This window comes from Thauera sp. SDU_THAU2, from assembly GCF_038260575.1.
In the GTDB taxonomy this organism is placed as follows: Bacteria; Pseudomonadota; Gammaproteobacteria; order Burkholderiales; family Rhodocyclaceae; genus Thauera.
On the sequence record NZ_JBBWUN010000003.1, the window covers coordinates 4631873 to 4658425 of the forward strand.

The following is a 26553-nucleotide window of genomic DNA, read 5'->3' on the forward strand; positions in this document are numbered from 1 at the left end:
GTCCGCCGGTTTTGCCTTGTTTACGACTCCTGCCAGCCCATGACTCCGGAATCCTCCCAACTTCCTGCAGAACAGCCGAACCCGCCCACGGGGACTCCCAGCCGCCGCACGCTGCTGGTGTTCGTCGCCGTGCTGTTGATTGCCGTCGTGGCGCTGTTCGCTCTGCGTGCCGCCACCGGCACGCCGCGGGTAGCGGTGGTCAGCAGCGATTTCGTCCTCGCCGGCAAATTCACCGCGCTGGGCGAGATCGGCAAGGCCGCCGGCGTCGAAGTGGATGCGCTCAACATCGATCGCGACGACGACACCCGCATCGGCGCTGCGCTGGGCGAGGCCGACCTCGTGCTGCTCGACGCGCCGCGCGAGGAAGACAGCCGCCGCCTGCTCGAACGCATGGGGCCGCTGCTCGAACAGGCGGGGGTGCCCTGGCTGCTGTCGTCGGCACGCGGGCCGCAGGCCGGCGGCGGCCTCGACGCCACCCACGGCCAGAGCTTGCACGACTATTACCGCAACGGCGGCCAGCGCAACTTCGCCGGCCTGTTCGCTTATGTGCGCCATCACCTGGCAGGCGAGCGCGGTGTCGAGGTGCCCGAGCCGGCGATCTACCCGGAAGCCGGCTTCTATCATCCGGACCACCCGGATCTGGTGGTCGCCGACCTGGCCGCCTACCGTGTCTGGCTGGGCGCGGAGCGTGCCGCGAGCAGACCGGCGGTCGGCATCGCGATCCATCGCGCCTACATCGGCAACCTCGGCATGGCCCATGTGGACGAGCTGGTGCGCCGGCTGGAAGCGCGTGGCGCGCTGCCGCTGGTGTATTTCCACCCGGCCACCGCGGGCGCCGGCGCGCTCGACCTGTTGTACGGCGACGACGGCAAGCCGGCGGTGGATGTCATCGTCAACCTGCAGGTGATGTACCAGGGTAGCCGGCGCGAGGACTACCTGCGCCTCGGCGTGCCGGTGCTGCAGGCGCTGACCTGGCGCGGCGGCAACGCCGACGACTGGCGCGCGGACCCGGTCGGCGTGCCGACCAGCGGCGTGCCCTTCTACCTGGCGATCCCGGAGTTCGCCGGGCTCACCGACCCGCTGATGGTCGCTGCGATCGAGGACGGCGACGCGGTGCTGATCCCCGAGCAGGCCGATGCGCTGGTGGACAAGGTGTTCAAGCTGATCCGCCTGCGCGCCAAGGCCAATGCCGACAAGCGCGTCGCGCTGATGTTCTACAACTATCCGGAAGGCGAGAAGAACCTGTCGGCTTCGTTCATGAACGTACCGCGCAGCCTGGCGCTGCTGACCGAGAAGCTGCGCGGCGCCGGCTATGCGGTCGAGCCGCTGGAGGAGCAGGGCATGGTCGATGCTGCTGCCGACATGCTGGCGCCGTTCTATCGTGCCGATGCGGTGCGCCGCCTCGACGAACTGGTGGCGCGCAACCTGGCCGCGCGCCTGCCGCTGGCCGACTACCTCGCCTGGTACGAGGCCCTGCCGGAGCCGGTGCGCAGCCGCATCGAAGCGCACTGGGGCGTGCCGGCCGAGGATCCGATGCTGATCGGCGCCGAAGGCGAGCGCGCTTTCGCCATCCCGCGCCTGCAGCTGGGCAATCTCGCCATCCTGCCGCAGCCGCCGCGCGGCCGCGCCGGCGAGCCGGCGGAGAAGGCCATCTACCACGACACCCGGGTGCCGCTGACCCATTTCTACCTCGCTGCCTATCTCTACGCCCGCACGCAGTTCGACGCCGATGCGCTGATCCACTTCGGTACCCACGGCAGCCAGGAATGGACGCCGGGCAAGGAGCGCGGGCTGTCGATCCACGACGACCCTTACCTGACGCTCGGCGACACACCGATCATCTACCCCTACATCGTCGACAACATCGGCGAGGCCACCCAGGCCAAGCGCCGCGGGCGGGCGACCATCATCAGCCACCAGACGCCGTCCTTCGCCCCCGCCGGTCTGCACGAAAAGCTGATGCCGCTGCACGACCTGCTGCACGAGTACGGCCTGCTCGACGACGGCGCGGTGAAGGAGCGCACCATTGCCGCGATCGTCGACGAAGCCGCGCGGCTGAACCTGATCGAGGACATCGGCTGGACGACCGAGCGCGCCCGCGCCGACTTCGTGCCCTTCGAGCGCGAGTTGCACGACTGGCTGCACGCGCTGGCGCAGACCGCGCAGCCGCTCGGCCTGCACACCTTCGGCCAGGCGCCGCAGGCCGAACACCGCCTGAGCACGGTGATGCAGATGCTGGGCGAGCGCCTGTACGGCAAGCTCGGCCTGGACGACCCCAAGGAGCTGTTCGTCGACGACTTCCGCAAGCTTTCCGAGACACCTCCTTACCGCCTGCTCGCCGGCCATCTGCTCGAAGCTGCCGCACGGGATAGTGCCGCACAGGTCAGTGCTGCGCCGAGTGGTGCCGAGGGGGGCAGCGCTTCTCCGACCGGTCAGCCTGCGGCGGCTGGAGACCGGGAAGCCCCTGCCGTGGCTGCGGATGTCGGGGCGGCCCCTGCCGGGGCGGCCCGCGCCGCGACGACCGATGCCGGGAAGGCCGCTGCCGTACCGGCCGGCTCCGCAGATCCTGAACTGGCCGAACTGTTGACCGAGGCCCGCGGCCATTTCGATGCGCTGTCGGCCGCCGGCGAGCACGTCGGCCTGCTGGCGGCGCTGGATGGGCGCTTCATCGACACCCATTACGGCGGCGACCCGGTGCGCAACCCCGAAAGCCTGCCCACCGGGCGCAACCTGTACGGCTTCGATCCTTCGCGCCTGCCCACCGAGCAGGCCTATGCCGCCGGCGCCGAAGCTTTCGCCCAACTGCTCGCCGCGCATCGCGCCCAGCACGGCAGCGAGTTGCGCAAGGTGGCGTTCTCGCTGTGGTCGGTGGAGGCGATGCGCCACCTCGGCGTGCTCGAAGCCCAGGCTTTCCATGCCCTCGGCGTCAAGCCGGTGTGGGACCGCTTCGGCCGCATCAGCGACATCGAAGTGATCCCGCGCGCCGAACTCGGCCGTCCGCGGGTGGATGTGGTGCTGTCCGCCACCGGCCTGTACCGCGACCACTTCCCCAACGTGATGCTGCATCTGGCGCGCGCGGTGGAGCTCGTCGCCGAACTGGACGAGCCGGACAACGCGGTGCGGAGCAACACCCTGGCGCTGGAAAAACGCCTGCTGGAGCAGGGTTTCTCGGCCGAGGACGCGCGCGAACACGCGCTGACCCGGATCTTCTCCGGCGAAAGCGGCAGCTACGGCACCGGGCTGGAAGACGCCGCGATGGCCACCGACACCTGGGAGGACGAAGGCAAGCTCGCCGAGCTCTACCTGCAGCGCATGCAGTACGCCTTCGGCCCCACCGAGTCGCGCTGGGGCAGCAAGCCGGCGCAGATCAACCTCTACGCCGAGCAACTGCGCGAGGTCGAGGCGGCGGTACTGGCGCGCTCGTCCAACCTCTACGGCATGCTCACCACCGACGACCCCTTCCAGTACCTGGGCGGTATCGGCCTGGCGGTGCGCCATCTCGGCGGCAAGAGCCCCGAGCTGTACATCAGCAACCTGCGCGACGCCGACAGCAGCAAGGTCGAATCCGCCGCGCGCTTCCTCGCCGGCGAACTGCGCTCGCGCTACTTCCATCCGCAGTGGATCGATGCCATGCAGCAGGAAGGCCATGCCGGCACGATGAACGTGGTCGATACCGTCAACAACTTCTGGGGCTGGACCGCGGTGGCGCCCGAGATCGTGCGCGACGACCAGTGGCAGAGCTTCTTCGACGTCTATATCGACGATTCGCTCGACATGAAGATGGACGAGTGGTTCGAGCAGCACAACCCGACCGCCAAGGCGCAGATCGCCGAGCGCATGCTGGAAGCGGCGCGCAAGGAATACTGGAACACCGACGATCAGACCCTGCGCAAGCTGGTGGAGGTGTACCGGGACGCCGTCGAACGCCTCGACTACCAGCCCGCCAGCAGCATGGTCGGCGACTACGTGCAGACGCTTGCCGCCGGCTTCGGCCTCGAGTCCGCCGGCGAGCCGGCACAGGGCGAAGCCGGCGGTGCCGCCGCGCCGGAGCAGGTCACCGGCCAGGTACTGGAGCAGGTCCAGGCCGAGCAGGGCGCCGCGCCCGCGCCCTGGTTCGAACTGTTGCTCGCCGCGCTGACCCTGCTCGCTTTCCTGGGCGGCATGCTGCGCCAGTGGCGTGTCCGGCCGTTGGCGCCATGAGGCCAGCCGCTGCCATCGCATGCAGGAGCGCCGCCGCTGCGGCGGCTTGCACGCTGGCCCTGGCCGGCTGGGCGGCGGAGCCCGACGCCACGCTGCTGCCCGAAGTCGGCGTCAGCGCCACTTTCGACGCCCTGACCGAACAGCGCCTCGCCCCCGGCGTGAAGCTGGTCATCGATGCGGAGGAAATCCGCAGCCTGGGCGGCCTGTCGGTGGCCGAGGTGCTGCGCAAGCTGCCCGGCCTGGAGCGCGCCGGCCACGGCGCGGACTCCGCCGCTGCCGGCGCCCGCGGCGTGGCGCGCGACGCGGTGCTGATCCTGGTCAATGGCGAACGCCCCACCGCCAGCGGCCGCCATGCGCTGACCCTGGTCGGCCGCCTGCCGGCCGGCGAGCTGGAACGCATCGAACTGCTGCGCGGCAGCTCGGCCGAATTCGGCGCCACGGCGGAAATCGTCGTCAACCTGGTCATGAAGGCGCCGGTGAGCCAGCGCAGCGCCTCGCTGCGCGTGGTCGGCGGCCAGCGCGGCGACGAGCCCAACGCCCAGCTCACCGCCAGCCTCGGCGGCGGGCAGGGCGGCTTCAGCTGGCTGCTGCCGGTCACCGTGAACCGCCATCGCATGCCGGTCGACAGCCGGCAGTGGCGCACGCTGCCGGCCGCGTGGTCCGCCGAAACGTTGTCCGGCCATTACAGCGTCGATGAACTGATCCTGTCGCCGCGGCTGTCGTGGAAAGCCGGCGACACCCGCCTGAGCCTGTGGCCGAGCTATTACCGCAACGATGGCCAGCGCCGGCAGACGGCCGAGCGCGGCGAGGCCGGCGAGCCGCTGGCGGCCGCCCGCCACGACCGCGAGCGCAGCGCCTTCCGCATCGCTCGGCTGCGCGCCGACGGCGAAACCCGCGTCGGTGCGGACGGCAAGCTCAGCACCCGGCTGGCGCTGATGGACGGCGAGCGCGACACCCGCACCCGGCGCGCCGGGCCGCTGTCGCCGGCCTGGTCCGAATCCCTCGACCGCCACGAACGCGAATTCACCGGCTCGCTGCGGCTGGACCAGGCGCTGGCCGAGACCCACCTGCTGTCGCTGGCGCTGGAGGGCGCGGCCTTTTCCCGCCATGACCGCCAGGCGCTGGATACCGCGCGCCACCGCCATGTGGTGCGCGAGCGCAATGCCGCGCTGTGGCTGCAGGACGAATGGACCTTGAGCGAAACCCTCACGCTGACCACCGGCCTGCGCCTGGAAGTCGCCCGCCAGTATGCCGGCAGCGGCTGGCACAGCGAGCGGGCGGTGTCGCCCTCGCTCGCGCTGCGCTGGCAGGCGGCCGAGGCCTGGGTGCTGCGCGCCTCGGCCGGCACCGGCCTGCGCGTGCCCAAGCTGGACGAGATCACGCCGCTGGTGACGCGCAGTACCGAGTACAACACCCCGCTGGAAGCCGACATCGGCGGCAATCCCGATCTTTCGGCCGAACGCGTGCTGCGTGTGGAGCTCGGCGTCGAACGCTATCTCGCCGGCGAGAAGAGCGTGCTCGGCCTGAATCTGTACGCGCGCCGCACGCGCGACTTCATCGAGCGCCATAGCGCGCTGGAGGCCGGACGCTGGGTGGACCGCCCGTACAATGCCGGCGACGCCCGCCACTGGGGCGTGGAACTGAGCGCCAGGCTCGACGCCGCGCTGCTTGCCAGGGCGCTGGACGGCGGCAGCCTGCGCGCTACGCTGACCCTGCCGCACGCACGGGTGGACGATGCTCGCCTGGGCATCCGCCGCATCGCCAACGACACCCCGCGCCATCTTTTCAGCCTGAGCTACGAGCACGCGCCGGCGGGCGTGGCCACCCGCTTCGGCTTCCAGCTCAAGCACAGCGGCCCGGCGCGCACCCGCCTGGGCGACGAGCGCATCGCCCGCATCCGCAGCGGCACCCGGCTGGACGCCCACATCACCCGCCAGATCGCCCGCGGTGTCGATCTGCGCCTGTCGGTGGACAACCTGCTCGGCGCCGACGAGCGCCAGCATCGCCATGCGCGCCATGGCGCGGAAAGCTGGCGCCTGGACGGGCGCGACAGCGGCGAGCGCACTTGGCTGCTGGCGCTGGAAGGCAAATGGTAGGGCGCAGGCTCACTGCCCCCGAGCCTTCGTCACGATCCCACCGCGTGACGAAGAGTGGTTCATCCGGGAGGTCGGGGCGTCGCGTCGTAGTACTTGTGCATCCAATCGGGCAGGCGGTGAGGAAATCCGTTTTCGCCGTCCGCATCCTTTCACTTCCCCCGGAGAAAAAGAAGCATGTCGCAAATCGTCGAATCGGCCATGTACGGCCTTTCCCAGTTGTTCCTGCTGCCGGTGCTGCTGCTGGTCGCCGCCCTGTTCTTCTATGCCTTCTATGCGCTCGGCTGCTTCGCCGTGCAGGCCAGGCAGCGGCAGCGGGGTGAACTGCGCGCCTTCGAACTGCGTGCGGCGCTGAGCGCCCGCCCGGGCCTGCACCTGACCGCGCTCGAAGCGATCGCGGTCAAGCGGCTGGAAATGCTGCGCATCGCCAGCCGGGTCGGCCCGATGCTCGGCCTCGTCGCCACGATGATTCCGATGGGGCCGGCGCTGATGGCGCTGGCCGACGGCCAGTTGCAGGAAGTCAGCCGCAACCTGATGGTCGCCTTCTCGGCGGTGATCCTGGCCCTGATCGCGTCCGCGATCACCTACGGCATCGCCAGCGTGCGGCGGCGCTGGCTGGCCACCGAACTGGCCGAGATCGAGCACGAAAGCCTGCCCGAGACGCGGGAACACGACGATCCCGTGGCGCCGCTGGCTGCGGAGGGCGTGCTGTGAGCACCCGCCCGAACGCTCCCGCGGCGGCGCTGCCGCCGGCCAGGGCGCGCGGCGCCGGCGGCCCTCGCCGCGCCGGCCTGCGCCTGATGGACGACATCGAGGCCGACGATCCCATCCTGTCGGTGGTCAACCTGATCGACGTGTTCCTGGTCATCATCGCCGCGCTGCTGCTCGCCGTTGCCAGCAACCCGATGAATCCCTTCGTCCAGGAAGACGTGACAGTCATCAAGAACCCCGGCCAGCCCAACATGGAGATGATCGTCAAGAAAGGCGAGATCATCGAGCACTACCAGGCCAGCGGCGAGATCGGCACCGGCGAAGGCTCGCGTGCGGGTGTGGCCTATCGGATGAAGGACGGCTCCTTCATCTACGTGCCGGAGACGGATCAAAAGGACTGAGCCAGGTGGGCGGCCTGCCGCAGCAGGCCGCGGTGGTTTCAGCCCGCCAGCGCCGCCTCGATTTCGGCGAAGGTGCGCGGCAGGTCGAAGCCGAGCACCGGCACGCCGAGCAGGCGGCCGATGTGGGTGGCCGAGAACAGGCCGCGCACGCGCGGCTGGCCGGTCGCGGGGTCGGTATCCTCGATCAGGATGTGCTGGCGGCCGAGGTTCTTCAGTGCCTCCAGCACGTCGGCCACGCGGGCATTCAGGATCTCCCCGAGATACAGCGTGTCGATGGTGGCGATCGGTGTCATCAGGTCGCCGACCGTCAGTTCGTCGTGCCTGCAGGAGCGTGCACGGGTGATCTGCAGCGGTTTTTCGCCGAGGATGTCGCGCGCGGTGATGACGCCGGCAAGCCGTTCCTGTCCGTCGAGCACCATCAGCAGGCGTACGCCGCGCGAAATCATGCGGGTATTGGCTTCGCTGATCGAGTCGCCGGCGGTGATGGTGGCCGCGCTGACGCGGGTGAAATCGGTCATTGCCTCGATGGCGGGCGAGTCTGCGCCGATCAGGTAGAAGCCGGGAGCGCACAGCGAGGCGTGCGGGGACAGCTTGTGCGCCTGTACACGAGTCGGCAGAGTCATTGTGTCTTCCTCCAGTGGATGATCGGTGTTGTTTGCGGGCATCGGGGCCACAAACCACTCTAGCATCGTGGATTCTCTTTCGCTCGGGCGTTCGGGCCGTATGCCGCAGTGGTGTGCGCAAGGTGAATCGGGTGCGGAATGGTGTCCGTTCGTGCTCCCTGAGCTGCCATGCTCAGGTGGGGACGTGTCCGGGTTTGGAGAAAGGCTGCACACTCAGCGCCGCTGGCTGTTGAGCATCAGCAGGAAGTAGATCCCGCCGATGCCGGCGGTGACGATGCCGACCGGCAGGTCGGCCGGCGCGACGACGATGCGCGCGAGCCAGTCGGCGGCCATCAGCAGGGCGCCGCCGAGCAGCGCGCAGGCCGGCAGCAGGCGCAGATGCGCACCGCCGGCCAGGTAGCGCGCCAGATGCGGCACCACCAGGCCGACGAAACCGATCGCACCGGCCTGGGAGACCAGCACCGCCGTCATCAGCGTCGCCACCAGCAGCAGCGCGAGCCGGGTGCGGCGAACGTCGATGCCCAGCGTGGTGGCGCTTTCCTCGCCCATCGTCAGGGCATCGAGCCGGCGGCCGTGATAAAGGCAGAACAGGAAGCCGGCGGCGACCACTGCGGCGGGCAGCGCCAGCATCGGCCAGCGTGCGCCGCCCAGGCTGCCGAGCGCCCAGAACAGCGCCGACTGCGCCACCTCGCGACCGCCCCAGTAGATCAGGAAGTTGCTCGCCGCCGAGAGCAGGAAGGCAACCGCGACGCCGGCCAGCACCAGCCTTTCCGGCGCTTCGCCGCGCCGCGGAAAGGCCGAGCCGGCGACCAGTACCAGCGCCAGCGTGGCGCCGCAGAACGCGGCCAGCGCGATGGAGGTGGTGCCGACCGAGGCACCGGCCAGCGTGATCAGGCCGACCACGCCGAGCGTCGCCCCGGCAGACAGGCCGAACAGGTAGGGGTCGGCGAGCTGGTTGCGCGTGCTGGCCTGCAGCACCGCGCCGGCCACGGCCAGCCCTGCGCCGACCAGGAAGGCGAGCAGCATGCGCGGAATGCGCAGCCCCAGCAGGATGCGGGCCGAGGGACTGTCCAGCACGCCGGAGGGGTCGCCGTGCATTGCCGCGTGCAGCAGCTCGTACAACTGTGCCGGCGTGAAACTGAGCGTACCCTTGAGCAAAGTGCCGACGGCGAGCGCCAGCGTGCATGCAGCCAGGAGCGACAATCGCAGCGCATACGGCACGGGACGGGTGGACAAGCGTGTCATGGCGCAGGCTTCGACGGGTAGAACGCCAGCCAGGGGCGCCCGGTGCGCGGATCGTCCAGCACTTCGCTATCGACGCCGAAAACCTCCCTCAGCAGGCCGGGCCGCAATACCTCCACCGGCGTTCCGCAGGCCACCGCAGTGCCCCTGGCGAGCACCAGCACGCGGTCGCAGTAGCGTGCGGCGAGATTGAGATCGTGCAGCGAGACGACTGCGCTCAGTCCCAGCGCCCGCATTTTCTCCAGCGCATCGAGCTGGTGGCGGATGTCCAGATGGTTGGTGGGCTCGTCGAGCAGCAGCAACACGGGATCGCGCACCAGGGCGCGGGCAAACAGCACGCGCTGGCGCTCGCCGCCGGACAGCAGGGCGAAGCGGGTGTCGGCGAGGGCGTCGAGTTCGAAGGCGGCCAGCGCGCGCGCCACGGCGCCGTCGTGGCTGCCGTCCCACCACTGCCAGCGGCCGATTCGCGGCAGCCTGCCGGTGGCGACGATGTCACGCACGCTCAAGGCGAAATCGGCCGGCGTGTCCTGCGGCACGACCGCCACCTCGCGGGCGAAGTCGCGTGCCGTCCATCGCCAGATGTCGATGCCGCGAAGCCGGACCTCGCCGGCGCTCGGCCGCAGATGGCGGTACAGCAGGCGCAGCAAGGTGGTCTTGCCGGCGCCGTTGGGGCCGAGCACGCCCAATACTTCGCCGGGCTGCAATGCGAAGCTGATGCCGCTCACGATGGCCTGCCCCGGTCTGCTGTGCCAGGCGAGGGCGTGGGCCTGAAGCAAAGGCCCGGCAGGGGCGGTGCCGGACATGCTCATTGCGCCGCGGGAGGCAGCTTGGCGGCTGCGGCGTGCAGTTCGCGTGTCAGGCGTTCCAGCACTTCGCCGCTCTTGATGCCGGGCACGGCCGCGGTGAAGCGCAATTCGATGAAGCGGCCGTCGCGCACGGCCGGCAGGGCCGACAGGATGGGGTCGTGCAGCAGGAAGCTGCGCTTGTCGGCGGCGCTCGACCAGTTGGCATCGATCAGCACGATCACGTCCGGCGAGCGCGCCACGACCTGTTCCCAGGATACGTTCCCGCGGCTGAGATCGAGGTCGTCGAAGACGTTGCGGGCGCCGCTGAGCGACAGCATGGCGGTGACGAAACCGCGCCCGCCTTCGACGATGGGGGCGCGCAGATCGCTGTCGAACACCAGCACATTCACCGGTCGCGGCAGCGGTTGACTGCGTGCCGCCGCGAGCTGCGCGGAAAACCTGTCGGCCAGGGTTTGCGCCCGCTGCTCCGCGCCGAGCAGCCGGCCCATCGTCCGCAGGTCGTGCAGCACGTCGCCAAAAACATCGGCAGTGCGCTGCAAGGGATCGCAGGCCTCCTCGACGAGATAGCTGCCGATGCGTTCGGCGCTCAGCACGTCGCGTGTTCCCGGCCCGCGCCCCGGCATGAAGGCGGTGGCGAAGCCGGCGACGAGGAAATCGCTTTCATGGGCGAGCACCGCCTCCAGCGACGGGTAGCGGCGGGCGATGACCGGTACGCCCTGGTACAGGCCGCTGGCTGCTGCCTCGGCGTCGTCGTCGAGCCAGCTGACGCCGATCAGGCGGTCCTTGCCGCCCAGTGCCAGCACCAGGTCGGCGGCATGCTGGTTCAGCGCGATGATGCGTTGCGGTGGATGCGGCAACTGCCATTCCTGCCCGCAGTTGTCGTAGCGCAGCGGCGCCGTATCGTCCGTGCTCGCGCCATGTGCGGGCGTGCCGGAAATCAGTGCCGGCGCAAGCAGCAGTGCTGGCAGGAGCCTTTGTGCCAGGGAGCGGCAAGCGGGCAGGAAGGCAGCTGGCAGGGCGGACGGAATGATGGGCACGGTGCGGTTTCGCGAGTGTTCGGCATGCCGGCAACGTCATATACGGCGGCCGTGGAGTGTGGATGGCCGAGTTGAAGCCTCGGCCAGACCGCCCGCAACGCGGCGGGCGGTCTGGCGCGGGTGAATCAGAAACGGTAGGTGTAGCGCAGTTCGGCGTTCAGCGGCCGGCCGAGTTGCGGCACCAGGCGGCTGCCGTTGGTGATCAGCGCGGTGCCGTAGTCGCGGTCGAACAGGTTCTCCACCAGCAGGCTCAGCTTGTGGCTGCGCGCGGCGTCCAGATAGTAGTACGCGCTGGCATCGACGACGGCATAACGGCCGTATTCGACGGTGGCGTTGTGAGCGATGTCGGCAATGAAGCGCCACGCCACTTCGCCGCCGAAGCGGGCATCGTTGCTGTCGAAGTTGACGCGCGCCCGTGCCATCCAGGCCGGCACGCCGGTCAGGCGGGAGCCGTTCTGCGCTTCGCTGATGGTGCGGACGTAGTCGCCGCCGATGCCCCAGTTGCGGGTCAACTGGAACTGGCCGTCGAACTCGATGCCCTTGACGTCGATTTCGCCCTTGCTGTTGTTGTACTGGCCGCCGACGACGGAAATGAGGTCCTCGACCTTGCGCTTGAAGACTGTGGACGACAGGCGCAGCGGCAGATTGGAGCTGCGCGACACCCAGTCGAAACCCAGCTCGATGTTGCGGCTGCGCTCGGGCTTCAGGCCGGTATTGCCGAGCAGCCCGTCCTCGAACGAGTAAAGCTGGTAGGCGGTGGGCAGCTTGAAGGCGGTGCCGATCTGGCCGCGCAAGGCCCACTGGTCGTCGAGCTGGTAGCGCGAACTGAGGTTCCACACCGTGGCGCTGCCGCCGCCGCTCATTTTCTCGTGGCGCACGCCGACGGCCGGTTGCCATTTCGGTGCGGATTCGAATACCGGACGGAACTGCACGTAGGCGCCATAGGCTTCGGCCTGGTGGTCATGGACTTCGGTGATGTCGTCGCGGGCACGGTAGCGCTGGCTGTCCACACCGAACACGAGTTCGTGCGCGCCGGGCAGCACGGCGGTGGCCTGGGCCTGCACGCCCCAGTCCTTGAAGCCCCAGTAGTCCTTGTCGTTGATCACGCTGATGCCGCCGCCCGGCAGGTTGTAGACGCGGGTGTAGTCGGTGTCCCACTTGTTGAAGTGGCCCTTGACGAAATAGCGGAAGCTGTCGTTCGGCGCATGCTCGAAGGTCGCCGTCAGGATGTGGTGGTCGCGGACGTTGCGCGTGTCACGGTTTTGCGTCGGCCGGGCGAAATCGAGATCGGCGTCGGTGTATTGGTAGAACAGCTCGGCGCGCGCATTGTTGCCGAAGTTCTGCGCCAGCTTGGCGCCGACCGTGGTGACTTCGTAGGCGCGCTTGCGCTTGGTCAGCGTCGCCGTGGTGTCGCTGCGGCGATAGGGCTCGTAGCCGTCGGATTCGTTGTGGCTGGCGAAGGCGAGGAACTCGAATGCGCCGAGGCCGTTCTCGAACACGCGCTCGACGCGGCCTTCGGCATTGATGCCGCCGAAAGTGTCCACGCCGATGCTGGCCTGGCCGGAATATTCGCTGCTCCGGGCGCGGCGGGTGACGATGTTGATGACGCCGGAAATGGCCTGGGTGCCGAAGAACAGGCTCTGCCCGCCCTTCAGCACTTCGATGCGCTCCACCGCGGCGGCCGGCAGCGTATCGATGTAGATGCCGCCGTACAGGCGGTTGTTGAGGCGCACGCCGTCGAGCAGGATCAGGGTGTCGTCGGTGCGGCCGCCGAGCAGCGACACCGCGGTGTAGTCGAAGGGGCCGTTCTTGGGCGCGATGAACAGGCCGGGCACGTACATCTGCAGCACCCGCGCCACGTCCGCGCTGGGGCCAGCGCGCTCGATCTGCTCGCGGGTGACGATTTCGGTCTTGCTGCCGAACTGGGCCAGTTCGGCGGTGGTGGTGGTCTCCACCGAGGGTGCCTCGATCACGACGCTGTTGAGCGTGACGGTGGGCGTCACGGCCCACAGCGGCTGGCACAAGGCCGCGCAGGAGAGCGCCAGCGCGGAGCGGAGGCCTTGAGGAATGGAAGTTTTCATGATGTGTCGCATCGCCTGCAAACGGCAAAAAAGTACGTGCAGACCGTGCGTCCCTGCGGCGACAGCAGACGATTGCGGCATGCGACGGAGAAAGCTTCTGCCGGCACGCGCACAAAAGACGGACAACCCACACCCCGGAGTTGGTACTTCTTCCTGATCCGGCCGGTCTTCTGGCTCGCCTTCGACCGATGCCACCGCCTTCCCGGGCAACTGAACGGCCCAGTGGCATGGATGGCGGCATCTGAAAGGTTTACAGCAGCGGGGGCTGCGCCGGGATGGCGAGGCTGACGAGCCTCGTGTACCGGACTTCCCGTTTCACCCGGCCACGCGGCTGCGCGGACGGACACCGGATCAAGTGGCGGCGAGCATACGCAATCGGATGTAGCGTCGCAAGCTTGTGCCTGCACTGCGAAACCCGGCTTGCCAGGCATCGGCGTCGCTGCCGTAGCGATATACTGCCCGTCGCGTCGATGTGGCTGCGCACCTGTGCGTGGCGCGATCGACGAGAACTACAGGTGCTGGGCATCCACCTTCGAGGGAGGTGCCTGGGTAAACGGGAACAAGGTGCGTGCGGCCGGAGCGATGATGGCTTCGGTGGCACAAGGCCTTGGCTGCCCCCGCAACGGTAAGCACATCGGGATTCACCCCGGCTCCGGCCGTCGAGCGATCGACGCCCGGGCCAGCCACTGATGCGCCACGTGGCTTCCGCCGAGGAAGCGCGCGAACGCATCGGGAAGGCGGTGAGTCCGGTATCCGGCGCTGTGCGCCCGGATACGCTGTGCGAGCCCGGAGACCGGCCTGTTGGCGTCGTGCATCCCGCGTCGGATGCGCGGCTTTTGGCAACAGACCGTCTGCGGGGAAGCAGGTGGTGGCTCCAGGTGGTCCGGATGTCGTGTGCATCGGGTGACGTGGTGTGCCGCTGCGCATGTCCGGACGGTCAGCACTGCGATCTGACCATGAAACTCACCAAATCTTGTGTTTCCCGCCGTAGCCCGGCGAAGCTTCGCCCGCTCCCCTTCGCCCTGCTGGCGGCATTCCTGTCCGCGCCCGCCGTGGCGCAGACCACCTTGGCACCGGTGGAGGTGACGGCCGTGCCCGACGGCAGCCTGGGCCTGAACCGGCCGTCCGCCACCGGCAGCCGCACCGGCCTGTCCGCGCAGGAGCTGCCAGCCAGCCTGGAGCAGATGGATGCCGACACGATGCGCCGGCGCGGCGACTTCGGCGTCGTCGAGGCCGTCACCCGCACGACCGGCCTGACTTCGCAGGGCACCGGCGGCAACGGCGGCCTGTCGTTTTCCGTGCGCGGTTTCGCGGGCGTGAATTCGGTTGGTGTCGCCGAAGACGGCGCGCGCATCGGCACCGCCGCCGGCACGATCAACTATCCCAACACCAGTTGGGGTTACGAGCGCATCGAAGTGCTGCGCGGCCCGGCTTCGATCGTCTCTGGCGCCGGCACGGCGGGCGCCGTCATCAACGCGGTGCGCAAGCAGCCCAGCCGCGAGCGTTCCACCGAACTGCTGCTGGGCCTGGGCCAGTACGACACCTACCGCCTGGGCTTGGGCGCCACCGGCCCCATCGGCGAGATCGCCAGCTATCGCGTCGACGTCTATGGCCACCAGTCGGATGCCAAGCGCGACCATGCGCGTTCGCACGGCGGCAAGCTCATGAGCACGCTGCGACTGCAGCCGTCGAGCGATCTGCGCTTCGAACTTCTGGCCGACTTCAGCGAGCAGAAGCCGGGGGACTACTGGGGCACGCCGGTCTACAACGGCAAGGTGATGAAGCATCTGCGCCACGAGAACTACAACGTCACCGACGGCGTCGTCCGCTACAAGGACACCCGCCTGCGCGCGCGGGCCGAATGGACGGCCAACGAGTGGCTGAGCATCCGCAACGAGGTCTATCACTTCGCTTCCGACCGGCACTGGAAGAACGTCGAGGGCTATCGCTACGACCCGGCGACGGACACGGTGTCGCGCTCCGACTACCTGGAAATCTTCCACGACCTGGAGCAGACGGGCAACCGCCTGGAAGCGACCATCACCGCCGGCCAGCACAAGGCGGTGCTCGGCTGGGAATACTCGCAGGCCGACCTGCGGCTTTCCAACAACGCGCCCTACGGTGGTTCGTCCAGCGTCGATGCGCGCGATCCGATCCATGGTCTGTGGGTGAACCCGGGCGTCACCCAGCCCAAGACCGATACCGACACCACCCAGAATGCCTTCTACTTCGAGGATGCCTGGCGCTTCAGCGACAAGTGGCAGCTGCTGTTCGGCGCGCGCCGCGACCTGAGCGACTACGACCGCCGCGACCGGCTGACCGGCGTGTCCTTCGGCAAGAAGCTGTCCGGCACTTCGTGGCGGCTGGGGCTGACGCACTTCGTCAGCGACGATCTCAGCGTTTATGGCCAGGTCAGCAAGGGCTACGACCCGATCGACAACATGCTGTCGCTGAGCCTGGCCAACAGCGCGTTCAAGCTCGCTTCGGCGAAGCAGGTCGAAGTGGGCCTGAAGCAGCAGTTCGGCCAGGGCCTCGGCGAATGGACGGCGGCGATCTACCGCATCGAGAAGGACGACATCATCACCCGCGACCCGGTGCAGCCGGCGATTTCGGTGCAGGGCGGCAGCCAGCATTCCAAGGGGATCGAGTTGACTGCAGTGCTGCGGCCGACCCGGCAGCTGATGTTCGAAGGCAACTACGCACTGATCGATGCCGAGTTCGACGAACTGGTCGAAGCCGGTGGCGCCGACCGCGCCGGCAACCGGCCTGCCAATGTGGCCCGCAACATCGCCAACCTGTGGGGGCATTACCTGATCGGCGACTGGCAGGCTTCGCTGGGTGCGCGCTATGTCGGCAAGCGCTACGCCAACAACGCCAACTCGCTGACGCTGCCGTCCTACACCGTGTTCGACGCCGCCATCAGTTGGCAATACGACCAGAACACCACGCTGCGGCTGCTCGGCCGCAACCTGACCGACAAGGTCTATGCGGCGGCTTCCTACGGCGGCAACTTCGTCATGGGCGACGACCGCAGGGTGGAGTTGATTGCCGAGATGAAGTTCTGATGCCATCGGCCGTGCCGGTGCTCGGCCGGCACGGCCGTTGAGGGAACAACAATGTGGATCAATCGTTTTCTGCTGATGGCCGGTGCCGGCGTGCTGGGAGCCTGCGCACCGGATGCGCCGCCGGTCACCTCGGCGCCGCCGGTGGCCGAAGATCGGGTGCAGCCGGTCAGCATCGACGTCTGCGGCGAAACGCTGCGCTACGACAGCGTGCCGCAGCGGGCCGTCACGCACGACGTCAACATCACCGAGATCTTCCTGTATCTAGGTCTTGGCGACCGTCTGGTCGGCTACAGCGGCATCCGCGGCAACAAGAACATCGCGCCGGAATACCGCGAGCAACTGGCCAAGGTGCCCGAGTTGTCCCGGAAAGGCATGAACATCGAGGCGATCGTCGGTGCCCGGGCCGATTTCGTCTTCGCCGGCTGGAGCTACGGCTTCCGCGAAGGCGAGGTGACGCCGGCGGCATTGCGGGAGTTCGGCATCCAGTCCTACATCCTGACCGAGTCCTGCGTGCGCAAGGTGGCGCGCACCCGGGTGTCGCTGGAGGACACCTTCAACGACATGCTCAATCTCGGCCGGATCTTCCGCATCGAACAGCGCGCCCAGGCGCTGGTCGCGCAGCAGCGCGCCGAGCTGCAGGCCATCACCGATGCACTGGCAGGCATCGAATCGCGGCCGAAGGTGTTCGTTTATGACGGCGGCACCGATGCTTTCACCACCGCGGGCCGTTTCGGCATGCCCAATGCCATGATCGAAGCCGCCGGCGGCAGCAACATCTTCGACGACATTCCCAGCAACTGGCCGCGCGGCAACTGGGAAGACGTCGTCGAGCGCAACCCCGAGTGGATCGTGATCATCGACTACGACCACCCCGATCCCGAGGGCAAGATCGACTTCCTGCGCTCCAGGCCCGAGCTGTCCGAAGTCGAGGCGATCCGGCGCGGGAATTTCGTCGTCCTCACCTATGCCGAGGCCACGCCCGGGCCGAGCAACGTCGCGCGCGTGCGCACGCTGGCGCAGGCCTTCCATCCCGGACGGATGCAGTGAGGCAGCAGGACGTACTGCCAGTCCGAAGCGGGGAAGCCGCGGACGTCCTTTCTGCACGGCGGCGGCGCATGCCGGTGCTGCTGCTCGCGCTGGCCGGCCTGCTGCTGCTCTCGATCACCTTCGGCATCACGCTGGGGCCGGTGGATATCTCGCCGGGCAGCGTCTGGCGCATCGCCGGCCACGAGCTTGCGCTGCGGCTGGGGCTGGACTCGGCGCCGGGCGAATGGACGCATGCCCAGCATCAGATCGTGTGGCTGATACGCATGCCGCGCGTGCTGCTGGCGGCGCTGGTGGGCGCCGGGCTGGCGGTGGTCGGCGTGACCATGCAGGCGATGGTGCGCAACCCGCTGGCCGACCCCTATCTGCTTGGCGTGTCGTCCGGCGCCTCGGTCGGCGCGGTGATGGTGCTGGCGTACGGCGTGCTGGGCTTCGCCGGCATCTATGCCTTGCCGCTGGGCGCGTTCTGCGGTGCGCTGCTGGCCTGCGTCGCGGTGTATTGGCTGGCGCACAGCAGCGGCCGGCTGCTGGCGCCGCGGTTGATCCTGGGCGGGGTGGCGATCGGTTATTGCCTCAGCGGCATCACCAGCCTGATCACGCTGACCGCCGGGCAGCGCGAACTGGCCAATGCGGTGCTGTCGTGGACATTGGGCAGCCTGGCCGGCACGCGCTGGGACGAACTCGGCCTGCCGGCGCTGGTGCTGGTCGCGGGCATCGCCTGGCTGCTGCTGCAGGCGCGCGGCTTGAATGCCCTGCTCGCCGGCGACGAAACCGCCAGCACCCTGGGCGTGGATACGACGCGGATGCGGCGCGGCCTGTTCGTGCTTGTGTCGCTGCTGACCGGCGTGATGGTGGCCGTCAGCGGCGCCATCGGCTTCATCGGCCTGATGGTGCCGCACGTCACCCGCATGCTGGTGGGCACCGAGCACCGCCGCGTGCTGCCGGTGGCGGCGCTGGTCGGCGCCATCTTCCTGGTGTGGGTGGATGCGGGCGCGCGCATCGCCTTTGCGCCCACCGAACTGCCGGTCGGCATCATCACCTCGCTGATCGGCGGTCCCTTCTTCGTCTGGATGCTGTATCGGCGCGGCATGTCGCCCGGAGTGGGGCGATGAAGCTGCAGGCAAGCCAGCTGCACTGGCGTCCGTCCCATTCCGGCACGGCGCGGGCGATCGTCGAGGACGTGTCGCTGCACGTCGGCGACGGCGAACTGGTCGGCCTGATCGGCCCCAACGGCAGCGGCAAATCCACCGTGCTGCGCATGATCTACCGCATCCTGCGGCCGACGGCGGGCGCGGTGTCGATCGATGGCCGCGACGTATGGGACATCTCCGCGCGCGAGAACGCCCGCCTGATGGCGGTGCTGGCGCAGGAGCAGGGCGGCGGTTTCGACGCCGGCGGTGATTTCGGCGGCTTCAGCGTGCGCGAGATGGTCTCCATGGGGCGCACGCCGCACAAATCGCCCTTCGCCCGCGACGACCGGCGCGATGCCGACATCGTTCAGTCCGCGATGCAGCGCACCGGCGTGCTGGTCATGGCTGAACGCAGCTTCGCCACCCTGTCCGGCGGCGAGAAGCAGCGTGTGCTGATGGCTCGCGCGCTCGCCCAGGAAGCCGGCTTGCTGGTGCTGGACGAGCCAACCAATCACCTGGACGTGCGCTACCAGTTCGAGATCATGAACCTGATCCGCAGCCTGGGCGTCACCGCCATCGCCGCCTTGCACGAGCTGCATATCGCCGCGCACTACTGCGACCGGCTCTACCTGCTGCAGAGCGGTCGCCTCGCAGCCAGTGGATCTCCCGCCGAGGTGCTGACCGAAGAAACCATCGCCAGTGTTTATGGCGTCCGCGCCGCCGTCCGCCTGCATTCGCAGACGGGCAAACCCCATATCGAATTCATGCCCGATGAACCCGTCTGATATGTCGCAAACGCCGCCTGCCATCATCCTGCTGGGACGCGGCGGCCTCGGCCCCGCCGCCAGGGAAGAGATGGAATCCATGATCGAAGGCGTGCGTGCGGCCCTGCCCGATACCCGGGTGGAACCCGCCTTTGTCGACCGCGAAGCACCTTCGCTGCCGGAAGCGCTGGACGCCTGCGCCGGCGTACATAGGATCGTCGTGTTGCCGGTATTCATCCCCGGCGACAAATCCCTGCTGCGCTGGCTGCACAAGGTCGCGATGCGCTGGCGTGCTCGCCAGCCGGCAGATGTGCCCCTGCCCGAAATCGCCTTTGCCCCTGCGCTCGGCAGCCTGCCGGAACTCCCGGCCATGCTCGCCCGCCAGGCCTGCGTCGCCGATCAACTGCCCGACGTGGCGGACTCCGCGGGCGGCGACTGGCAGCGCGATCCCATCGCCTGGTCGAACATCCCGCCCCACAAACGCCACGTGCTGTTCTGCCTCGGGCCGCGCTGCGCCGCGCTCGGCGGCGCCACGCTCTGGCAGCACCTCGGCGACCGCCTGCGTGCCAGCGGCAAACTGCAGAAAACCGTGATGATGCTGCAGACCAGTTGCCAGTATCCCTGCAACCACGGGCCGCTGATGATCGTCTATCCCGATGGAACCTGGTACGGAAAATTGGACGAGGCGGCCATCGACCGCATCGTCGACCAACATCTGGATCAAGGGACGGTGGATGAGGAGTGTTGCGTGTATCGGGGTGAGGGTGATTCGAGGCGGTGAGTGCAGCGCAACCGAGGGTGACGGTTTACAGGTCGGGTGTTTCTGCCCATGCTTCGACGTGAGAGTCCGTCGCTCCATCATGAGGAAAAGACAATGGTTGCTACCGTATCCGCTACGTCCGGTATTGCGCGAAAAGCTGCCAAGGTTTCGCTGGACGAAGCGCTGCTTGCCGAGGCCGAAGTGCTGCATATCGATATTTCGCAGGCAGCCGAGGCAGGGCTGGCGAGCGCAGTAGCCGCGAAAAGGGGCGAGCGTTGGCTGGCGGAGAATCGAGAGGCGCTGGAGAGCTCCAATGCCTATGTCCAGGAGCATGGTTTGCCGCTGGCGCAGTACAGGGGTTTCTGATGGCCCGCTTCGGGGTTTACCGGCATCCGGAAGGGGTAGGTTATCTGCTCGATGTCCAGGCCGATCTGCTGGATCATCTGAATACACGGATGGTTGTGCCTCTGCTGCCATTGGACAGGGCACCAAAGCCGGCGAAGACGCTGAATCCGGTTTTCGAGGTGGAGGGCAAAGAGGTGTCGATGGTGACCCAATTCATGGCAGCGGTTCCTGCGCGCATGTTGACGGCCACAGTGCCCGGACTTGAGGACAGGCGTGCTGAGATTACGAGCGCATTGGATCTTCTGTTCCAGGGGGTCTGACTATCGGCCTGGCGATTGGGTGGCAGACGTGGTGATCGCAATCGATCTTTCTTTGCCGTGTATTTGTCAGAGGGGGCGTTGAGATGCTGAAAATCAGGCATATAGACCACCTCGTGCTCAGGGTGGCCGATGTCCGGGCGATGCTCGATTTCTACGTCGGCGTGATTGGCTGCTCGCTGGAGAGGGTCCAGGATGAGCTTGGCCTGTACCAGCTCAGGGCTGGCGATTCGCTGATAGACCTGATTCCCGTGGATGGCCGCCTGGGCAGCATGGGCGGAGTTGCTCCGGGGAAGGAAGGCAGGAACCTGGATCATTTCTGCCTTCGCATCGATCCCTTCGACGCCGAGGAGATCGTTCGCCACTTGAAGAGCAAAGGCGTCGAGCCGGGTGCCGTCGAATCCCGCTATGGGGCGGAAGGCCAGGGGCCGTCGATCTATGTAAGCGATCCGGAAGGAAATGTCGTCGAGCTGAAAGGGGCGCCATGGGCGTCCGGCAACTGAGGCCATACTGGAAAGACAATGGACGCCGACCTGCAGGATATGTCGCGAGAGCAGTTGATCGTGGAGGTTCTCAAGCTGCGTCAAGGCATCCGCGCGCACAGGGACAGTACCGGCCATGATCTGTGCTGGCACCATCCGGCGCTGTGGGCGCTCCTGCCGGAGAAAGTGGAACCCAGGATAGCCGTTCCAGAGTGGCCGCACTTCATGCGTGGCTGCATCAGGTATCGTGAGTCTCTGGACGAGCAGGCGCCGGATGCTCCGCGCACTCAGGAGCCGTTTCGTGGCTGACATCGTGCCTGGTAGGGGCGTTGCCGGTGCTGGAGCCGGCTGTGCAGCAAGAAGAGAGCAATTGAGGAACTGCTGCACTTCGATGGAGAAATACCGTGCCGTTTTTGCCTGAAGAACGTAAGGCCTTGCTGGGCGTGAAGGGAGTAGGCCCCACGGTGGTGGCCCGCCTCGAGCAGATGGGGTTCGAGTCCCTGGCCCATCTGAGTAAAGCGAATGCGCTGGATATCGTCTCCCGAGCCTCGGCCATCGTCGGCTCCACCTGCTGGAAGAACAGCCCCCAGGCTCGGGCTGCGATCCAGGCTGCGATCGCATTGGCTCAGTCCCGTCATCCATGACTGGATCGCAGGCCTGACCGGTTTGATTCAGGAAGACATTCGAGCGTACATATGGCTTTTGTCGAACCCGTTGTTCTCGCTGCTCACGGCGTCCAACTCCTTCCGCTCACTCTCGAGCATGAAGCCGGCCTGCGTGCCGCCGCCGCTGACGGAGAGTTGTGGAAGCTGCGTGTCACGTCGGTGCCTGAGCCCGATGAGACACGCGGGTATGTCGAAGCAGCCTTGAAAAGCCGTGAGGAAGGCCAGCGCTTTGCCTTTGCCGTCATCGAAGAGGTCAGCGGCACGGTTCTCGGCTCCACGAGCTATCACGACATCCTGCCTGCCGTGAGGCGGCTGGAAATCGGCTACACCTGGTACGCAAAGCGGGTGCAGCGCACGCACGTCAATACCGTCTGCAAGCTGCTGCTATTGACACATGCTTTCGATACCCTGGGCTGCAACGTGGTTGGCTGGCGCACCGACAATTTCAACTTTGCCAGCCAGCGTGCGATCGAGCGCCTGGGCGCGAAAAAGGATGGCGTGATCCGCGGCCATGCGCTGCGACGCGACGGCAGCATCCGCGACACGGTGATGTACAGCCTGCACCAGGGTGAATGGCCGGAGGTGCGCGCGCACCTCGACGATCTGCTGAGCTGGCCTCGCGGCCAATGAAGAATTCAGCAGATGCGACAGCGTTCTCCCGCCTTTCTCCGTTCCTTGGCTGTGGCCCGGGTCAGGCAGCGACTGCTCGATCGGTCCTTTCCCCGCGCCCAGATGACGCTCATCGCAGCCTTGACCGGCGGCTTCGGTTTGCTGAGCTCCTTCGTGATGCTCCAGCTCGGCCTGGACAGCATGGCTATTCGCTACCCGCTCGCGGTTTGCTGCGCCTACCTGTGCTTTCTGTTCCTTGTCTGGCTCTGGCTTCGCACCAATGCCGAGGATTATCTGGATCTGCCCGATCTCTCGCCGGGTTTCGGCAATACGGGCCGCGGGCAAGGCTCTCCGGCACCGGAGTTCCGCAGTGGCGAAGGCGGTGATTTCGGTGGCGGTGGGGCATCCGCCTCCTTCGAGGCCTCATCTGGCGCAAGCGATGTGATCGCAATCCCTCCAGACGGTCTGGCCACGGGCGCCAGCGCACCATTCAAAGAGGTGCTCAGCCCCATCGAAGATGCGGACGAACTCGCAATTCCGCTCGTCGCGCTGGCGCTTGCCGTTGGCCTCGCCATTGCATCGCTCTACGTCATCTACATCGCGCCGGTCGTCTTTGCCGAAGTCCTCGTGGATGGTGCGCTTTCCTATGCCCTGTTCCGCCATCTGCGCGGTCACGACCCCCGGCATTGGCTCACGAGTGCCGTCAGCCGCACCGTCGTCCCGTTTGCCGCGACGGCGGTCTTTGTCGCCATCCTCGGCGCCGCCATGTCCGCCTACGCGCCGGGTGCGGTCTCCATCGGGCAGGTGTTCGGCCACACGAGCGCCGCCGGGACTGTACGGTGATTCAAGGGCAGGCATGAATGCCCGCCCGGTACAGCTTCTTCGTGCACAGCCCGGAACGCGGGTTGCACGCGCCGCATCAGAACTCGTGCATGTGATCCACGAAGGAATCGGAACGATCCACCACGGCTACCAACCGTTCACGAATGGCATCCGGCTCCACCTGCTGGCCGGAGATGTTGCCCGCCACATGCTTGCCATCCCATGAGCCCAGTTGCGCTTCGACGTGGGCCTGGAAGTCGGCGGCGGGCCGCTTGCGCACCAGCTTGATCGCGCCACCGGATTCGCCTGCGTCCGTCATGACGCTGGCGCCTTTACCGCCAGCTTGTGAGCCTCCTTTAGTGTATTCAGCCATGTCTTGAATGGCATGCCCAGCACGAAAGCCGACCCATCCCAGTGCTGCAATCCAGAATCCAGACAGCATCAGGAACATGGCTGCCATCTTGACTCTTGCACCCAAAAAAGGTAAATTTTTAATACAGACAATAATCATTATCATCTGCATTTATCTAGTGTGGAATAATGTTTCAATCCCCCAATCCGAGGAATTGTATAAATGGATACGCACACAGCACGTCTATCGTCCGTTGCTGCAGCATTAATGTTGGCGAACGTTCAGGCATTTGCTGAAACAGAGAATAAAGACAGGGCTTTGGATACCGTCGTCATTACGGCGTCCGGATTCGAGCAACAAATCGCTGATGCACCTGCGTCCATCTCGGTAATCACTGGCGAAGAGTTGCAGAAGAAAGCGTATAGGGATGTCACCGATGCCGTAAAAAACATCCCGGGTGTATTTGTGTCTGGCAGTGCAAATAGGCAAGAGATAAACATCAGGGGCATGAGCTATCTCTATACAAAATTCCTGATCAACGGCAAGCCGGTAAGCCAGGGACGAAACATCTGGGCGAATACCGGAAATTACGGGAATGTATCCAACTACCTGCCTCCCATCGAGATGATCGAAAGAGTGGAAGTGGTCAGGGGGCCCATGTCATCCCTGTATGGCTCCGACGCGATGGGCGGGGTCATAAACATCATCACAAAAAAGGCGTCCAGCGATGCCTGGAAAGGTGGAATAACCACCGAATACACGAAATCCGACAACGACATATCCGAGGATGAATGGGGTACGAGCCTGTACCTGACCGGGCCGCTGATCAAGGACAGGCTGGCTCTGAGCGTGGATGGCACCTTGCAAGGAAATGATGAAAGCGAGTTGAGCAGTAGAAATATCAGCGGCGGCAAAGAAGAGAGAAAAGTCAGGAAGCTCGGCGCTGAGCTCACCTGGAACTTGAATGAGAAAAATGACCTGAGCCTCAGGTATGGGCATACAAAACAGGATTACACGACGACTCCGGGCAAAAGCATAGCCCAAACGGCGACAGGCTCGAGCAGCGAAATCGAGAAAACCGATTATTTGATTTCCCATAGCGGGCGATTCAATAATTTTATTACGACAACATATTACCAGCGAGAAGAAACGGAAACATTCTTCAATCAGGGGCCGATAAAAGAGGCCATCGATACATTGAATACACAGTCGTCTCTCGTTGCAGGAAACCACGTCATCACTTTTGGCGGGGAGTACAAGAAGGAAAAGCTCACGAACGGAAACAACTGGAACCCCATTGGCCAGGCCAGTGCCGACAGATGGGAAATGGCACTGTTCGTGGAAGATGAGTGGGGCCTGACAGATGACTTTGCCTTGACGACGGGGCTTAGGTACATCAAGGACGAGGTATTCGGCAACCATATTACGCCCAGAATTTACGGTGTTTATCATTTGACAAATACCTGGACCGTAAAGGGCGGTGTCAGTACTGGATACAAGCAGCCAAGAATTGCGCAAACCCTGGAGAACTTCGGACAGGGAACGGGAGGCGGTGGTTCGCCGGCGGCATACCCCAGAGGATTGTTGCTGGGTAGCGAAGACCTGGATCCGGAAAAAAGCACGAGCACTGAAATCGGGCTCAACTACACGAACCACGATATCGGCCTGTTTGGCAGCCTGACGCTTTTCCACACGGACTTCAAGGACAAGATAGCCACCAAAAATCTTTGCCAGACCGATGTGACAGGAAGTGCGAACAGAAACAACCCCGCCGCCTGGAATTGCAGGTACGGGCCAAACAACTACTATTTCCTGCAGACAAGCGAGAATATCGACAAGGCTGAACTGAAGGGTGTCGAGTTCAGCCTGGACTACGATATTCTTCACAACTTGACCGTAAGAACGAGTTACACATATACCGACTCCGAGCAAAAAAGCGGGCAGTACAAAGGCAAGCCTTTGAATGACATCTCGAAGAACATGGTGAATGTTGGACTCGACTGGGATGTTTCAGACGCCTGGAATGCCTGGACGACATATAATTACAGGGGCAGGAAAAGTGGCGCCAATAACAGCGAAGGCGCACCAGGATATGGCACCTTTGATGCGGGCGTCGTATTCAGGGCGAAGGAAGACCTAAGCTTCCAGGCTGGCGTTTATAATGCAGCCAACAAGAAAATCACCAATGCCACTTACGGGCAATTGCTTGATGGCAGAAGATTCACTGTCGGCATGAGCGTAAGGTTCTAGAAACCAGTTATTGAGCTCGTGTAACCCTCCCCCGGGAAACATTGTTTCAGGCGGGGGAGGGGGTGGTGATTCTGTACAGGTCGAGCATTCACCTGGTGCCGGCCAGCCGGTGTCGTATTCCACGGTTTCCTTCGACGTTGATCGCATTGCAATGCCAATGGGAGCAACGTGCATTTGGAGTGGAATATTCATGATGTGCCCTTGTCGTGATACCGCATCGTCTCCCTGGCGCGTTGCCATAGGGCAGCGCCACGTTGCGAGGCGGATCGCAAGGCCACGGCGGGTGTTCGATGTTTTTTGCAAAGCGGTGCCATGACTCAATCGAAATTCCGGCTGGGAACGCTCATCGCGACAATCTTGGCCATGCCTTCGATCGCCGCCGGCAATACGGCGCTGATGGCTGAATCCACGACGGCTCGGCTGCCCCAGGTCATGTCAGGCGCTGCGGCTTATGCCAGACATTGCGCGGCCTGTCATGGCAGCGACCTGGCCGGCACGGATCACGCGCCGGAGCTTGCCGGCGAGGCGTTCTGGGCGTCGTGGGAAGGAAAGTCGGCGCGCCAGCTTTATGGCCGGATCATCAGCACGATGCCGCTGGATGATCCGGGCAGTCTGGAGGCGAAGACGGTGGTGGATATCACCGCTTTCATTCTCGGTGCCAACAGGCAGGCGCTGCCTGCCGCCGGTTATGCCGACGCGAACGAGCTGGATGCGGTGACGATGACCGAGCCAAGCGACTGAGCACGTGATGTCT

At 65.9% G+C, this 26553-nt stretch carries 24 protein-coding genes and 2 riboswitches; of the genes, 18 read left to right on the forward strand and 6 right to left on the reverse strand.

Features of this window, described 5'->3' with window-relative positions; translation table 11 throughout:
• Window positions 1–39: 39 nt before the first annotated feature.
• From cobN to AAFL97_RS23365, 4 genes are all read left to right on the forward strand, one after another.
• Window positions 40–4200 (forward strand): cobaltochelatase subunit CobN, encoded by a 4161-nt coding sequence (cobN, locus tag AAFL97_RS23350; RefSeq protein ID WP_341646973.1) that lies wholly within the window; start codon window positions 40–42, stop codon window positions 4198–4200.
• The gene (locus AAFL97_RS23355) at window positions 4197–6296 is read left to right on the forward strand and encodes a TonB-dependent receptor plug domain-containing protein (RefSeq protein WP_341646974.1); all 2100 of its coding nucleotides are present in this window, start codon (window positions 4197–4199) and stop codon (window positions 6294–6296) included. Before cobN ends, AAFL97_RS23355 begins: the two co-directional genes overlap by 4 nt.
• Window positions 6297–6470: 174 nt before the next feature.
• Window positions 6471–7007 carry a MotA/TolQ/ExbB proton channel family protein gene (locus AAFL97_RS23360; RefSeq protein WP_341646975.1) on the forward strand — a complete coding sequence of 179 codons (537 nt, stop codon included), beginning with the start codon at window positions 6471–6473 and terminating at the stop codon, window positions 7005–7007.
• Complete coding sequence (locus AAFL97_RS23365; protein WP_341646976.1) at window positions 7004–7405, forward strand: DUF2149 domain-containing protein; 402 nt, start codon at window positions 7004–7006, stop codon at window positions 7403–7405. Before AAFL97_RS23360 ends, AAFL97_RS23365 begins: the two co-directional genes overlap by 4 nt.
• Before the next feature lie 38 nt (window positions 7406–7443).
• Here the strand turns inward: AAFL97_RS23365 and AAFL97_RS23370 are convergent, their stop codons facing one another.
• The 5 genes from AAFL97_RS23370 to AAFL97_RS23390 form a co-directional block, all read right to left on the reverse strand.
• Window positions 7444–8028, reverse strand: coding sequence for a CBS domain-containing protein (locus AAFL97_RS23370; RefSeq protein ID WP_341646977.1), 585 nt, complete (start codon window positions 8026–8028; stop codon window positions 7444–7446).
• Between the two features lie 213 nt (window positions 8029–8241).
• The gene (locus AAFL97_RS23375) at window positions 8242–9273 is read right to left on the reverse strand and encodes a FecCD family ABC transporter permease (protein WP_341646978.1); all 1032 of its coding nucleotides are present in this window, start codon (window positions 9271–9273) and stop codon (window positions 8242–8244) included.
• Entirely contained in the window at window positions 9270–10073 is an 804-nt protein-coding gene (locus AAFL97_RS23380) for an ABC transporter ATP-binding protein (RefSeq protein WP_341646979.1), read from the reverse strand. Before AAFL97_RS23380 ends, AAFL97_RS23375 begins: the two co-directional genes overlap by 4 nt.
• 2 nt (window positions 10074–10075) lie before the next feature.
• A complete protein-coding gene (locus tag AAFL97_RS23385; protein ID WP_341646980.1) occupies window positions 10076–11113 on the reverse strand; it encodes an ABC transporter substrate-binding protein in 1038 nt (345 codons plus the stop codon).
• Between the two features lie 125 nt (window positions 11114–11238).
• The gene (locus AAFL97_RS23390) at window positions 11239–13194 is read right to left on the reverse strand and encodes a TonB-dependent receptor plug domain-containing protein (RefSeq protein ID WP_341646981.1); all 1956 of its coding nucleotides are present in this window, start codon (window positions 13192–13194) and stop codon (window positions 11239–11241) included.
• Window positions 13195–13337: 143 nt separating this feature from the next.
• A riboswitch (cobalamin riboswitch) is annotated at window positions 13338–13560 on the reverse strand.
• 130 nt (window positions 13561–13690) lie between these two features.
• A riboswitch (cobalamin riboswitch) is annotated at window positions 13691–14010 on the forward strand.
• A gap of 140 nt (window positions 14011–14150) precedes the next feature.
• Here AAFL97_RS23390 and AAFL97_RS23395 point away from each other — a divergent pair.
• From AAFL97_RS23395 to AAFL97_RS23450, 12 genes are all read left to right on the forward strand, one after another.
• Window positions 14151–16259 (forward strand): TonB-dependent receptor, encoded by a 2109-nt coding sequence (locus AAFL97_RS23395; RefSeq protein WP_341646982.1) that lies wholly within the window; start codon window positions 14151–14153, stop codon window positions 16257–16259.
• Window positions 16260–16310: 51 nt separating this feature from the next.
• Entirely contained in the window at window positions 16311–17306 is a 996-nt protein-coding gene (locus AAFL97_RS23400; protein ID WP_341646983.1) for an ABC transporter substrate-binding protein, read from the forward strand.
• 68 nt (window positions 17307–17374) lie between these two features.
• Window positions 17375–18415, forward strand: coding sequence for a FecCD family ABC transporter permease (locus AAFL97_RS23405; protein WP_341646984.1), 1041 nt, complete (start codon window positions 17375–17377; stop codon window positions 18413–18415).
• On the forward strand, window positions 18412–19218 hold the full coding sequence (locus tag AAFL97_RS23410; RefSeq protein WP_341646985.1) for an ABC transporter ATP-binding protein: 807 nt from the start codon (window positions 18412–18414) through the stop codon (window positions 19216–19218). The genes AAFL97_RS23405 and AAFL97_RS23410 overlap by 4 nt, the downstream gene beginning before the upstream one ends.
• Window positions 19205–19978, forward strand: coding sequence for a CbiX/SirB N-terminal domain-containing protein (locus AAFL97_RS23415; RefSeq protein ID WP_341646986.1), 774 nt, complete (start codon window positions 19205–19207; stop codon window positions 19976–19978). Before AAFL97_RS23410 ends, AAFL97_RS23415 begins: the two co-directional genes overlap by 14 nt.
• Window positions 19979–20071: 93 nt before the next feature.
• Window positions 20072–20323 carry a type II toxin-antitoxin system CcdA family antitoxin gene (locus AAFL97_RS23420; RefSeq protein ID WP_341646987.1) on the forward strand — a complete coding sequence of 84 codons (252 nt, stop codon included), beginning with the start codon at window positions 20072–20074 and terminating at the stop codon, window positions 20321–20323.
• Window positions 20323–20622 (forward strand): CcdB family protein, encoded by a 300-nt coding sequence (locus tag AAFL97_RS23425; protein WP_341646988.1) that lies wholly within the window; start codon window positions 20323–20325, stop codon window positions 20620–20622. Before AAFL97_RS23420 ends, AAFL97_RS23425 begins: the two co-directional genes overlap by 1 nt.
• Before the next feature lie 83 nt (window positions 20623–20705).
• A complete protein-coding gene (locus tag AAFL97_RS23430) occupies window positions 20706–21122 on the forward strand; it encodes a VOC family protein (protein ID WP_341646989.1) in 417 nt (138 codons plus the stop codon).
• A gap of 18 nt (window positions 21123–21140) precedes the next feature.
• Window positions 21141–21410 (forward strand): hypothetical protein, encoded by a 270-nt coding sequence (locus tag AAFL97_RS23435; protein ID WP_341646990.1) that lies wholly within the window; start codon window positions 21141–21143, stop codon window positions 21408–21410.
• Between the two features lie 95 nt (window positions 21411–21505).
• Window positions 21506–21745, forward strand: a complete 240-nt coding sequence (locus AAFL97_RS23440; RefSeq protein WP_341646991.1) for a hypothetical protein — start codon at window positions 21506–21508, stop codon at window positions 21743–21745.
• Window positions 21746–21796: 51 nt separating this feature from the next.
• Window positions 21797–22396 (forward strand): GNAT family N-acetyltransferase, encoded by a 600-nt coding sequence (locus tag AAFL97_RS23445; protein WP_341646992.1) that lies wholly within the window; start codon window positions 21797–21799, stop codon window positions 22394–22396.
• 102 nt (window positions 22397–22498) lie between these two features.
• Complete coding sequence (locus AAFL97_RS23450; RefSeq protein WP_341646993.1) at window positions 22499–23218, forward strand: hypothetical protein; 720 nt, start codon at window positions 22499–22501, stop codon at window positions 23216–23218.
• Window positions 23219–23294: 76 nt separating this feature from the next.
• Here AAFL97_RS23450 and AAFL97_RS23455 read toward each other — a convergent pair whose 3' ends face one another.
• Complete coding sequence (locus AAFL97_RS23455) at window positions 23295–23708, reverse strand: hypothetical protein (protein ID WP_341646994.1); 414 nt, start codon at window positions 23706–23708, stop codon at window positions 23295–23297.
• Between the two features lie 63 nt (window positions 23709–23771).
• Between AAFL97_RS23455 and AAFL97_RS23460 the strand changes: the two genes are divergently transcribed.
• Together AAFL97_RS23460 and AAFL97_RS23465 are read left to right on the forward strand one after the other, a co-directional pair.
• The gene (locus AAFL97_RS23460; RefSeq protein ID WP_341646995.1) at window positions 23772–25799 is read left to right on the forward strand and encodes a TonB-dependent receptor domain-containing protein; all 2028 of its coding nucleotides are present in this window, start codon (window positions 23772–23774) and stop codon (window positions 25797–25799) included.
• A 312-nt stretch (window positions 25800–26111) separates the two neighbouring features.
• The gene (locus AAFL97_RS23465; protein ID WP_341646996.1) at window positions 26112–26540 is read left to right on the forward strand and encodes a c-type cytochrome; all 429 of its coding nucleotides are present in this window, start codon (window positions 26112–26114) and stop codon (window positions 26538–26540) included.
• Window positions 26541–26553 lie beyond the last annotated feature (13 nt).